This window comes from Deinococcus sonorensis KR-87 (assembly GCF_040256395.1).
Lineage (GTDB): Bacteria > Deinococcota > Deinococci > Deinococcales > Deinococcaceae > Deinococcus > Deinococcus sonorensis.
Genome location: NZ_CP158299.1, coordinates 482,081 through 494,157, shown reverse-complemented (window position 1 = coordinate 494,157; position 12,077 = coordinate 482,081). Strand labels below are relative to the sequence as shown.

7 protein-coding genes are annotated in these 12,077 nt (G+C 67.5%); 4 read left to right on the top strand and 3 right to left on the bottom strand.

Translation table 11 applies throughout. The annotated features are described in order from the left end of the window. Nucleotides 1-51: 51 nt before the first annotated feature. The gene (locus ABOD76_RS07710; protein ID WP_350244227.1) at nucleotides 52-1,332 is read right to left on the bottom strand and encodes an extracellular solute-binding protein; all 1,281 of its coding nucleotides are present in this window, start codon (nucleotides 1,330-1,332) and stop codon (nucleotides 52-54) included. Between the two features lie 366 nt (nucleotides 1,333-1,698). Here ABOD76_RS07710 and ABOD76_RS07705 point away from each other — a divergent pair, with 366 nt between their 5' ends. Beyond that, a complete protein-coding gene (locus tag ABOD76_RS07705; protein WP_350244226.1) occupies nucleotides 1,699-2,667 on the top strand; it encodes an ArsR/SmtB family transcription factor in 969 nt (322 codons plus the stop codon). 105 nt (nucleotides 2,668-2,772) lie between these two features. Here ABOD76_RS07705 and ABOD76_RS07700 read toward each other — a convergent pair whose 3' ends face one another. After that, nucleotides 2,773-3,039: a WGxxGxxG family protein gene (locus ABOD76_RS07700; RefSeq protein ID WP_350244225.1), complete on the bottom strand. Its 267-nt coding sequence runs from the start codon at nucleotides 3,037-3,039 to the stop codon at nucleotides 2,773-2,775. Nucleotides 3,040-3,475: 436 nt separating this feature from the next. Between ABOD76_RS07700 and ABOD76_RS07695 the strand changes: the two genes are divergently transcribed. The 3 genes from ABOD76_RS07695 (at nucleotide 3,476) to ABOD76_RS07685 (ending at nucleotide 11,198) form a co-directional block, all read left to right on the top strand. After that, a complete protein-coding gene (locus ABOD76_RS07695) occupies nucleotides 3,476-8,380 on the top strand; it encodes a HAMP domain-containing protein (RefSeq protein ID WP_350244224.1) in 4,905 nt (1,634 codons plus the stop codon). 69 nt (nucleotides 8,381-8,449) lie between these two features. Next, complete coding sequence (locus tag ABOD76_RS07690) at nucleotides 8,450-10,096, top strand: sensor histidine kinase (RefSeq protein ID WP_350244223.1); 1,647 nt, start codon at nucleotides 8,450-8,452, stop codon at nucleotides 10,094-10,096. Between the two features lie 298 nt (nucleotides 10,097-10,394). Beyond that, a complete protein-coding gene (locus ABOD76_RS07685) occupies nucleotides 10,395-11,198 on the top strand; it encodes a carboxypeptidase-like regulatory domain-containing protein (protein WP_350244222.1) in 804 nt (267 codons plus the stop codon). A gap of 532 nt (nucleotides 11,199-11,730) precedes the next feature. On the opposite strand, the gene ABOD76_RS07680 is transcribed toward ABOD76_RS07685, so the two are convergent. Further along, complete coding sequence (locus ABOD76_RS07680) at nucleotides 11,731-11,925, bottom strand: hypothetical protein (RefSeq protein ID WP_350244221.1); 195 nt, start codon at nucleotides 11,923-11,925, stop codon at nucleotides 11,731-11,733. Nucleotides 11,926-12,077 lie beyond the last annotated feature (152 nt).

Here is a 12,077-nt window from a genome sequence, read left to right as displayed (position 1 = left end):
CACCGGCCTGAAGTGGCCGGCGCCCCTGGTGGGGGTGCCGGCCGTCACGGTTCAGGGCTTCGGCGCGGAGGTCAGCAGCTTCTTCGCGTCCGTCTCGAACAGGCTGATCGCCCGGTCCACCGGCAGCTGACCGTTGATCGCCGCGGGAAAGTACTTGGCCGACGCCGCTTCCAGCGGGCCGGCGGCGCCGCTGTACCAGCCCTGCGGATCGTAGGTGACGTTCTGCGCCGCGACCGCCGCGTAGTCCGAGTTAGGCTTCATGGCCTTGAACGCCGCGCCGTTGGCGACCGTGAGGTTGGCCGGGACGTGCCCGCCGCCCGCCCAGACCAGGGCGTTCTTCTCGGCGTACGCCACGAACTGCAGGGCGCCCTTGACCTTGTCAGGGTCGGCCGCCTTGCCCACGTTGTTGGGCAGCACGAAGGCGTGCGAGTCGGCCCAGGTGCTCTGGTTGCTGTAGAGCTTGGGGAACGGCACCACGCCGTACCCGAACTTGATCTTGCCGGCCTTGGTGCCGTCCACCAGGGTGGGCGCCTCCCAGACGCCGTTGATCATGAAGGCGGCCTTGCCGTTCACGAACTGCGCGACCGAGGTGGGGTAATCGACGTTCTTGCCCGCGTAGCCGTTCTTGACCCAGTCGGTGATGGTGTTCAGCGTTGAGGTGCCCAGGGCGCCGTAGGTCAGCTTGTTGCCCTGCTCGATGCTGCCGCCCTGCTGGGCGATCAGCGCCAGCCAGATGCGCCACGGCATGTAGGAGGTCGGGCCGTTCTCGAACGAGAGCGCCTGGGCGCCGGTCTTCTTGATGGCCGCCAGGGCGGCGTTGAAGTCGGCCATGCTGGTGATCGGCGTCATGGTGCCGTCCGCGCCGAGCAGTCCGGCTTTCTTGAGGATGTCCTTGTTGTAGTACAGCACCATCGGGTGGGTGTCGAGCGGCACGGCGTAGTTCTGGCCGCTGTAGCTGGACGCCTGCCAGAGCTTCGGGAAGAACTCGCTGCCCTTCAGGCCCGCGCTGGAGAGCTCCGCCGGGGCGATGGGGCGCAGGATCTTGGCTTCCGCCCAGCCGCTGAGGCGCGAGAGGTGCAGGATCGCGAGGTCCGGACCCTGACCGACCGCCGACGAGGTGCGCACCTTGGTGTAGTACGGAATGCCCCACGCCAGGGTGGTGCGCTTGATCTGGTACGTGCCCTGACTCTTGTTGAAGCCGTCCACCAGCTGCTGCATGCGCGCGCCGTCTCCGCCGCCGAGCAGGTCCCAGAAGGTGATGGTGGTGGCCGCACTGGCCTGGCTGGCGAGGGTGGTGGACGCGAGGGCGAGCGTGATCAGCAGACGTTTCATGGTGGCTCCTTGACGCCGGGCAGCCGGCCCGGAACGAGAAATGGTCGTGGGCGGAGGGATCCTGGCGAGCCGCATGAACGAACGTTCAAACACCACGGGTGGAGGGGAACCGCCCGGTCAGGGACCGGCCCGCTGGACCACCGGACGCAGGGGTGCCGCTCCAGGGGCCGGATCGCCCCTGGATCAGGTGACAGGAAGGGTGAGCTGGACCACCTGGACCTCTCGGGGACGTGAGCAGGTGGACCATCTGGCGCTGTCGGGTTTGAACATCTGTACTGTAGAAGAACTCTTGGAAAAGTACAACTATTCTTGGAGCAATCCGGCCGGTTGGCCTCGCCGGGCAGTAAACTCGGTCGGTGAGGGCACATGGCTGTTTCCGGCAGTAAGCAACTGCGCATCAGTGGGACCACGGCCCGGAAGGTGATCCGGGCGCTGGATTCGGACGTTCGCCTGTTGATTCTCGGCATCCTGTCACACGAGGTGATGAACCTGACGGAACTGACGGCCGCGCTGGGCATTCCGCTCAGCACCGCCGGCTTTCATGTCAAGCAGCTGGAAGCGGCCGGGCTGCTGCAGGTGGAGTACCAGCCGGGCTCGCGCGGCTCGCAGAAGCTGGTGAGCAAGCGCTACGACGAAATCCTCTTCGATCTGCCGGGCGCCGCCATCCGGGCGAGCAACGACGACAACGTGGTGGAGATCAGCATGCCGGTGGGCAGTTACAGCCAGTGCGAGATCCACCCGACCTGCGGCCTGGCGTCCGAAGCCAGCATCATCGCGCGGCTCGACGATCCCCGGTCGTTTTTCGAACCGGATCACGTGCACGCCCAGATCCTGTGGTTCGGCAGCGGCTACGTGGAATACCAGTTTCCCAACAACATCCCGTTCGGCGCCACCATCCAGCAGCTGGAACTCAGCATGGAGCTGTGCAGCGAGGCCCCGCAGTACGCGCTGGACTGGCCGTCCGACATCACCCTGTGGGTCAACGACCAGGAGGTGGGCACCTGGACCAGTCCGGGAGACCTCGGGGGCGTGCGCACGCCGCTGATGCCGGACTGGTGGATCGAGCACCAGTCCACGTACGGGGAGCTCAAGCGCTGGACGGTCCGCACCGACCAGTCCTACCTGGATGACCAGGTGGTGTCGGCCCGGACCATCGCCGATCTGCAGCTGCAGGGGAAGCATTACATCCGGGTGCGGATCGGCATCAAACCGGATGCCCAGAACGTCGGTGGGATCAATCTGTACGGCCGGAAGTTCGGCAACCACGCCCAGGACATCGTGATGCGGATTCATTACCAGTTCGAGGGGGACGCGCGTCCGTACCGGATGCAATAGGCCCGCCGCCGAAGCCCCACGTGGTGGAAGCCCAGCGGCTCGAACGTGTGTCTGTGGAACCAGAAGAAGGCGGCCCACTGGGCCGCCTCTGATCAACCGAGCGTGTTAGACCCGCGAGGTGGTGTTGCGGTCCGGGACCACCACGGTGGGCGGCTGACGGCGCAGACCCGCCAGACCCGCCAGACCGAGCAGGCCCAGCCAGCCGTAATCTGGCTTGTTGTTCTGCGTGGTGGTGGTCGTGCCGTTGGTGTCGGTGCTGGTGGTCGCGGGGGTGGTGGCGTCGGTGCTGGAGGTGTCGCTCTGCGCCAGGGCAGTGATCGGGGCCAGGATCAGGGCGAGGGTCAACAGCGTCTTGGTGGTCGCGTGCGGCATGGTGGTCCTCCTGGGCGTGAGATGACAACAGCGCCTGCCGTTGGTGAGGACAGCATGCCTTTGCCCCCTCAGGATTGTCTGGCGAGACGGTCAAGGTGAGTTTGTGGAGTGAAAAGCCGCGCTTCACGCACGGTTGATGTGACCTTTACAGGTGTTCCGGGCCGCGGCGTGTTGAGGTGCAGGGTCTCCGCCCAGCAGACGGACGCCTCCTGGCCCGGATGGGCGGGTGGCTTCTGCAGAGCGCCAATCTCCAGGTCGCGGGTGCCCGTTCGCTCAAGCTCCGGTGAGTCCCAGACGCCTCACGTCACTCGCCGGATCCTCCCCCGAGACCATAAATTCTTCATTCCCTTGGCGACAACCGGTGCACTAAGCTGTGGCGACATGATGTTCCCTCAACTGTTGGCCGTGTGCGCTTCCGCCCGCTCTGGACACCCGCATGTCTGACTCCGGCGCCCTGATGGTGGACCAGCTGGACGCGCAGCTGCTGCTGTCGGCCCTGGTCTCGTACCGGGACGGTGATTTCGCCGCGCGGCTGCCCGTCACCTGGACTGGGGTGGCCGGCAAGATCGCGGACGCCTTCAACGACGCGCTGGCCAACACCCAGCGCATCGCCCATGACGTGGCGCGGGTCGGGCGCATCGTCGGCAAGGAGGGCAAGGTCACGCAGCGCGTGCCGCTGGGGCCCACGGTGGGCGGCTGGGCGGAGCTGATCGAAGGCGTGAACATGCTGGTCGACGACCTGGTGTGGCCGACCAACGAGATGACGCGCGTGATCACGGCGGTGGCGGGCGGCGACCTCTCGCAGACCATGGCCCTGGAGGCCGAGGGGCAGCCGGTGCAGGGGCAGTTCCTGCAGACGGCCCGGACCGTGAACACCATGGTCAGTCAGCTGAACAGCTTCGCGGGCGAGGTGACACGCGTGGCCCGTGAGGTGGGCACCGAGGGCAAGCTGGGTGGTCAGGCGGATGTGGTGGGTGTGGGCGGCACCTGGAAGGACCTCACCGACAACGTGAACTCGATGGCGTCCAATTTGACGGGCCAGGTGCGGAACATCGCGGACGTGACCACGGCGGTGGCGAACGGGGACCTGAGCAAGAAAATCACGGTGGACGCGCGCGGCGAGATTCTGGACCTGAAAAACACCATCAACACGATGGTGGATCAGCTGAACAGCTTCGCGGGCGAGGTGACGCGCGTGGCCCGTGAAGTAGGTACCGAAGGTAAGCTGGGCGGCCAGGCGGATGTACGCGGCGTCGCGGGCACCTGGAAGGACCTGACCGACAACGTGAACTTCATGGCCGGCAACCTGACGAGTCAGGTGCGGAACATCGCGGACGTGACCACGGCAGTGGCGAACGGGGACCTGAGCAAGAAGATCACCGTCGATGCACGCGGCGAAATTCTTGACCTGAAGAACACCATCAACATCATGGTGGACCAGCTGAACAGCTTCGCCGGAGAAGTGACCCGCGTGGCGCGCGAGGTGGGGACCGAGGGCAAGCTGGGCGGTCAGGCGGACGTGCGCGGCGTGGGCGGCACGTGGAAGGATCTCACCGACAACGTGAACTCGATGGCGTCCAACCTCACCGGGCAGGTGCGCAACATCGCCGAGGTGACCACCGCCGTGGCAAATGGCGACCTGAGCAAGAAGATCACGGTGGACGTGCGCGGCGAGATCCTCGAGCTCAAGGAAACCATCAACACGATGGTGGATCAGCTGAACAGCTTCGCCGGAGAAGTGACGCGCGTGGCGCGCGAGGTAGGTACGGAAGGCAAGCTGGGCGGTCAGGCGGACGTGCGCGGGGTCGCGGGCACCTGGAAGGACCTCACCGACAACGTGAACTTCATGGCCGGGAACCTCACCGGGCAGGTGCGCAACATCGCCTTCGTGACGACGGCGGTGGCGAACGGGGACCTGAGCAAGAAGATCACCGTGGACGTGCGTGGGGAGCTGCTTGAGCTGAAAGACACCATCAACACGATGGTGGATCAGCTGAACAGTTTCGCCGGCGAAGTGACGCGCGTGGCGCGCGAGGTAGGTACGGAAGGCAAGCTGGGCGGTCAGGCCGATGTACGCGGCGTGGGCGGAACCTGGAAAGACCTCACGGATAACGTGAACTCGATGGCAGGCAACCTGACCGGTCAGGTGCGCGGCATCGCCAGCGTGGTGACGGCGGTCGCGAACGGCGACCTGAAGAAGAGCCTGACGCTGGAAGCCAAGGGCGAGATCGCGGAGCTGGCCGAGACGATCAACGGCATGATCCACACGCTGGCCACCTTCGCCGATCAGGTGACGGGCGTGGCGCGCGAGGTGGGCGTGGAAGGGCGGCTGGGCGGCCAGGCGAGCGTGCCGGGTGCCAGCGGCACCTGGAAGGACCTGACCGACAACGTGAACCGGCTGGCCGCCAACCTCACCACCCAGGTGCGCGCCATCGCGGACGTAGCGACCGCCGTGACGGCCGGCGACCTGACCCGCTCGATCAACCTGGATGCTCGCGGAGAGCTGGACGCGCTGAAAGACAACATCAACGCGATGATCCACAACCTGCGCGACACCACCGAGAAGAACACCGAGCAGGACTGGCTGAAGACCAACCTCGCGCGCTTCACGCGCATGCTGCAGGGGCAGCGCGACCTGCTGACCGTCAGCCGGCTGATCCTCTCGGAGCTGGCGCCGCTGGTGCACGCCAGCCACGGCGTGTTCTACACCATGGACGAGGCGGCGCCCACACCGACCCTGCAGCTGCAGGCCAGCTACGCCTACCGTGAGCGCAAGGGCCTGGGCAACCGCTTCCGGATGGGGGAGGGGCTGGTCGGGCAGTGCGCGCTGGAGCAGCAGCCGATCGTGCTGCGGCAGGTGCCGCAGGATTACATCCAGATCAACTCGGGCCTGGGCAGCGCCACGCCCAGCAGCATCATCGTGCTGCCGGTGGTGTTCGAGAACCAGACCAAGGCGGTGGTGGAGCTTGCGTCCTTCGGCACCTTCAGCGACACGCACCTGGCGTTCCTGGAGCAGCTGACCGAGTCGATCGGGATCGTGCTGAACACCATTCAGGCGACCATGCGCACCGAGACGCTGCTGGCGCAGTCGCAGGGCATGGCGCAGGAACTGCAGAGCCAGCAGGAGGAACTGCGGCAGACCAACGAGGAGCTGGAGGAGAAGGCCCGCCTGCTCGCCGACCAGAACCGCGAGGTGGAGCGCAAGAACAACGAGGTGGAGCTGGCCCGGCAGGCGCTGGAGGAGAAGGCCGTGCAGCTGGCGCTGACCTCCAAGTACAAGAGCGAGTTCCTGGCGAACATGAGCCACGAGCTGCGCACGCCGCTCAACAGCCTGCTGCTGCTGGCCAACCAGCTGCAGAGCAACCCCGAGCACAACCTCTCGGACAAGCAGCTCAGCTACGCCAAGACCATCTACGCGTCCGGCAACGACCTGCTGACCCTGATCAACGACATCCTCGACCTGTCGAAGATCGAGTCGGGCACCGTCACCGCCGACCTGAGCGAGGTGCCGTACCGCACGCTCAGCGAGGTGCTGGACGCGACCTTCGGGCCCGTGGCGGCCGACAAGCAGGTGGAGTTCGCGCTGCAGCTCGACCCGAGCCTGCCGGCCAGCCTCGCGACGGACGAGAAGCGGCTGCTGCAGATCCTGAAGAACCTGCTGTCGAACGCCTTCAAGTTCACGCCCAGGGGCCAGGTGACGCTGCAGGTCGCGCCCGCCTCCTTCGGCTGGACCAGCGACGAGCTGGACCGCGCGCCGGGCGTGGTGGCGTTCCAGGTGGCCGACACCGGCATCGGGATCGCGCCGGACAAGCAGCGGGTGATCTTCGAGGCGTTCCAGCAGGAGGACGGGTCGACCAGCCGCAAGTACGGCGGCACCGGCCTGGGCCTGGCGATCAGCCGGGAGCTGGCGCGCATCCTCGGCGGGGAGATCACGCTGGAGAGCACGCCGGGGCGCGGCAGCGTCTTCACGCTGTACCTGCCCGCCGGCGAGCCGTGGAGCGGCCCGGAGCGGGTCAGCCGGCCGCTGCCCAGCGGGAACGCGGTCACGGGCAGCGCGACGCCCTCAGCGCCGGCGCTGCCCAGCAGCCGGAACGTGCCGGAGGCCAGCCTCAGTGCCCGCCCCAGCGCGGCCGCGCTGGAGGATGACCGCTTCATCGTGCAGCCGGGCGACCAGACGGTCCTGATCATCGAGGACGACCCCACCTTCGCCGGCATCCTGCTGGAGGTGGCGCACGAGCGCGGGTACCTGGGCTTCATCACCGCCCTGGGCGAGCACGCGCTGAGCCTCGCGCAGACGCACCGGCCGGACGCGATCCTGCTGGACCTGACGCTGCCCGACACCAGCGGCTGGGTGGTGCTGGACCACCTGAAGCACCACCCGGTGACGCGCCACATCCCGGTGCACATCATCTCCGGCGCGGAGCACAGCCTGGTGGGCCGCAAGCTCGGCGCGGTCGGGCACATCATGAAGTCCGGCGACAAGGCGGACCTGACGCAGGCCTTCGACCGGCTGGAAGCGGTCCGGTCCGGTCAGCCGCGCCCGCTGCTGCTCGTTGCGGCAGACGCGGCGCAGCGCAAGCAGATGAAGCAGCTGGTCGGCGGGGCGGACGTGGCGGTCACGGCGGTGGGGACCGCGGCCGAGGCGCTGGAGGCCCTCGGGCAGGAGGCGTTCGCGTGCATCGTGCTGGACCTGCAGCCGGGCGCCGCGGTCGGCATGGAAGTGCTGCAACTGCTGCAGAAGCACCCGCAGGCCAAGACGGTCCCGGTGATCGCGTACAGCGCCCAGGACCTGACCCGGCCGCAGGAGGTGCAGCTGCGCAAGGCGGCGCGCGCGCTGATCCTCAAGGACGCCCGCACGCCCGGCTGCCTGCTGCACGAGGTCACGCTGTTCGTCCACCAGGACGAGGCGGGACTGCCGGAGGCCCAGCGTCAGCTGCTGGCCGAGGAGCGGCGGCAGGACTCGGCCCTGCACGGCAAGCGCGTGCTGGTGGTGGACGACGACATCCGCAACATCTTCGCCCTGACGGCCGTGCTGGAGCGTCACCGGATGACCGTCTTCACGGCGGAGAACGGGCAGGACGCCATCAGCATGCTGGAGAGCACGCCGGACATCCACGCGGTCCTGATGGACGTGATGATGCCGGAGCTGGACGGCTACGAGACGACGCGCCTGATCCGTCAGAACCGCAAGTTCAAGACGCTCCCGATCATCTCCCTGACCGCCAAGGCCATGCCCGGCGACCGGGAGAAGTCCATCGAGTCCGGGGCCAGCGACTACATCAGCAAGCCGGTCAACACCGATCAGCTGCTGTCGCTGCTGCGGATCTGGCTGGCCCATTGAGCCGGGGGCTGTCGTGAAGCACACCCGGCCACCCAGCAGCGCTCCCCGTCCTCGGGGCAGGCCGCCCGCATGACCCTGCCGACCGCACCGATCCTGATCGTGGACGACCAGGCGTCCAAACGGCTGGCGCTGGCCGCCGCCCTGGAGGTGCTGGAGCAGCCGATCGTGTTCGCCGGCTCGGGCGAGGAGGCGCTGCGCCTGCTGCTGAAAGGCGACTTCGCGGTGATTCTGCTGGACGTGCGGATGCCCGGCATGGACGGCTTCGAGACCGCCAGCCTGATCCGCAGCCGGCCGCAGAGCGAGTCCACGCCCATCATCTTCGTGACCGCCTATGACCGGGCGGAGACCGAGCTGCTGGGCGGCTACCGGCTCGGCGCGGTGGACTTCATCTTCGCGCCGGTCCAGAGCGAGATCCTGCGCGCCAAGGTCGGCGTGTTCGTGGACCTGCACCTCAAGACCCTCTCGCTGCAAAGTCAGGAACGGCAGCTGCGCGCGTTCGAGGCGCAGCGGGCCCAACAGGCGCAGACCCAGCTGCGGCGCGAATCGCAGCGGGCCCGGCAGGAGCGCGACAAGCTGTCGCGGGCCCTGGACCAGCTGGCCGACCCGGTGTTCATCACCGACCGCGCCGGCACCATCGAGTACGTGAACCCGGCCTTCGAGACGGTCACCGGCTACCGGCGAGACCAGGCGCTGGGCCGTCGTCCGGACCTGCTGAAGTCCGGCGTCCACGACGACGCGTTCTACGCTGACATGTGGACCACCCTGGCGCGCGGCGACACCTACCGGGGCGAGGTGGTCAACCGCCGGCAGGACGGCACCCTGTACACCGAGGAGAAGACGCTGACCCCGCTCAAGGACCCGCGGGGGAACATCACGCACTTCGTGTCCACCGGCCGGGACATCACCGACCGCAAGCACATGGAGCAGGAGCTGCAGGCGCTGACCGTGTCGCTCGAAGCGCGGGTGCAGGAGCGGACCGCGCAGCTGCAGGACATGAACGCAGAACTCGAGGCGTTCGCGTACAGCGTGTCGCACGACCTGCGCACGCCGCTGCGCCACATCGCCAGCTTCGCGGACCTGCTGCACCGCAAGGCGGGTCACGAGCTGTCGGAACGCTCCCTCGGGTACCTGCAGACGATCCAGGAGGCCACCCACCGCATGGACCGGCTGATTCTGGGGTTGCTGGACTTCGCCCGCACCAGCCGCCAGGACCTGGACCTGCGCCCGGTCGACCTGACCGCGCTGGTCCGGGAAGTGATTCGGGAGCTGCCGCCGGAGGACCAGTCTGATCGCGTGCGCTGGAACGTCCAGCAGCTGCCGGTCGTTCAAGGGGACCTCACCGCGCTGCGGCAGGTGTTCGTCAACCTGCTGTCGAACGCGCTGAAGTATTCCTGCCACCGCGAGGAGGTGGTGATCGACATCTGGGCCACCCACCAGGACCACGAGCATGCCGTGCACATCCGCGACAACGGCGTGGGGTTCGACATGGCCTACGCGAACAAGCTGTTCGGGATCTTCAAACGCCTGCACGGCAACTCGTTCGAGGGCGTTGGGGTGGGGCTCTCGAACGTCAAACGGCTGGTGACCCGGCAGGGCGGCCGGGTCTGGGCCGAGGGGCGGGAGGGGGAAGGCGCGACGTTCAGCTTCGCGCTTCCGGACCGCGAGCGTCCCCTCGAACTGGAGCCGGTCGGCGAGGTTGGCAGCGAAACCGTCTGACGTGCAGATCCGCGCTTCCGGACCGTGAACCGCGGCTCACGTCGATCGAGACACCGAGACGATCGAGGCGCGCGTCTCGTGTCGCTGGCCGGCGTCGCTCAGCCCCGGACGCCCGCGAGGCGAGGTGCCGGAAGGCGATGCAGTTTCGTTGCCGGTCAGCACAGCCACCTTCAAGCCTGCCAGACCCTCGCGGCGGGTGGGGGAGCAATCATTCGAAATACATCCTGTGTGGTGCACCCTGACCCCAAGCGAGAACGGGCCGTGAAGACCAGCGGTCCGACTCCGCCAAGGAGGATGTATGCGAAACGTACTGGTGTTGGCCACCGTGGCCCTGACGCTTTCGGCGTGTGGGGGGAGCAGCGTGGGAGCAGGACCGTCGGCGGGTGGAGGCACGCCGGTGCCGGGGCCGGTGGGCGCCGCCGCGAATACCGTGGCGGGTCAGGTGCTCGACGAGCGCGGCGCGCCGGTCGCGGACGCCCGGATCATCATTGAGCCCGCGATGTTCCGCGGCACCTTCTTCGCGTTCACGAACGCCCAGGGACGCTACCAGTCGGTGCCGCTCAACACCCAGACGGCGCCGTACTACGCCACCGCCTTCAAGGAAGTCACGTACAACGGTCGGCACTACTGCGTGCGCATGGCCCCCAACAGCCGCAGCGACGCGGAAGCGTTCAACCCGGCCAACGGCGCGGTGCGGAGCTTCACCTGGAAAATGACCGGCGACACCGGCGAAGAGGGCGACGCGGTCTGGGGCGGTACGGTCGCGTTCAACAACCTGATCAACGCCACCGAGGACCAGATGGTGGACTGGGATGCCACCGTGGAAGTGAAGTTCGTGCCGGATGGGCCGCTGATCGACGGCAGCACCGGGAAGACCGTCATCAAGACCGGCACCCTGCGCGGCGGGGTCCGGGACATCCCGGTCGGCCGCTACACCGTCTCGGCGATGCTGGTGGACGGCCCGTCGAAAACGCCGCTGAAGATCGCCACCCACGACGCGGATGCCCTGACGACCACTGAGACGTCCCTGATGTTCAACGGCTTTGACACCTGCGGTCATTCCGGTACCTTCAGCAGTACGCCGCTCTGGGTGTCACGGTAAGGGCAGAAGAAGGGGAGTCCACCGCGGACAAACGCCAGTTCATTGGGCGAGCCTGGGCAACCGGCTCGCCCAACACGGTTCGGGCGGTCGGACCGGAGTTGAGTTCAGGCGTGTCACCCGTGCCCGGCTCCACCTAAAGGCTGGCCGGTGTTGGCGTGCTCCTCCCGCGGGCGATCCGAGACACAGATGCGCACCAACATTGGGATTGGCCACCCACGCCCATGCTGAGCCCTGTCTGTGGGCTGACCCGCCGAGCAGAGACGCAGCTCGGGAGGCGCCATCCTGACACGGCTCTGGAGTCTGCTCGCCCTGTTGCTGCCGTTTTTGCGGGAGACTTCACTGCGGGGCAGCACCGCCTGAACCAGGCCATGGACGCGATGAACGACTCGAGACGTCTGGCAGGCCCCGTCGGCCCGAATCTCGAAGGACCGTCCTGAAGCGACGCTGTGCCGTGATCCAGAGCACCGCCGAGCAGGCCCTGAACCGCAGGGGGCCTGCTCGTTTGCGGGCAGGGGAACCCCAGCATCCGCGGTCAGCCGTTCCGGTCTGGCCCGTCCCGCGCCACTTCCGCCTCGAGAAAGCTCAGCAGGTCGTGCGGGGAACTGAAGGCGCGGCGCTGGTCCTGCAGGCGGATGGACGCGCGCCACACCTGCAGCAGGCCGTCATGCTCGAACCAGATGCGCAGCACGTAGAGCCGCGGCGCGTCGTCTTGGTGGGGGGGCGTCATGGCGGAGCGTCCAGAGGGTCAGGCGTCGGCATGACGCACAGTGGCGTACGCGGGATGAACTGCCGGTGATCCGGTCGCTGCACGAGAGGAGGCCGAAAGGCCAGCGGTTGAGTGGCCGGGCCGAACGGTGTCGCTCACCGGACCAGGGCTAC

Excerpts from the sequence above, each read along its gene's own strand:
- ABOD76_RS07700 (WP_350244225.1), bottom strand. The coding sequence starts at position 3,039 with ATGCCGCACGCGACCACCAAGACGCTGTTGACCCTCGCCCTGATCCTG.
- ABOD76_RS07680 (WP_350244221.1), bottom strand. The coding sequence starts at position 11,925 with ATGACGCCCCCCCACCAAGACGACGCGCCGCGGCTCTACGTGCTGCGC.
- ABOD76_RS07705 (WP_350244226.1), top strand. The coding sequence starts at position 1,699 with ATGGCTGTTTCCGGCAGTAAGCAACTGCGCATCAGTGGGACCACGGCC.
- ABOD76_RS07685 (WP_350244222.1), top strand. The coding sequence starts at position 10,395 with ATGCGAAACGTACTGGTGTTGGCCACCGTGGCCCTGACGCTTTCGGCG.
- ABOD76_RS07695 (WP_350244224.1), top strand. The coding sequence starts at position 3,476 with ATGTCTGACTCCGGCGCCCTGATGGTGGACCAGCTGGACGCGCAGCTG.
- ABOD76_RS07710 (WP_350244227.1), bottom strand. The coding sequence starts at position 1,332 with ATGAAACGTCTGCTGATCACGCTCGCCCTCGCGTCCACCACCCTCGCC.
- ABOD76_RS07690 (WP_350244223.1), top strand. The coding sequence starts at position 8,450 with ATGACCCTGCCGACCGCACCGATCCTGATCGTGGACGACCAGGCGTCC.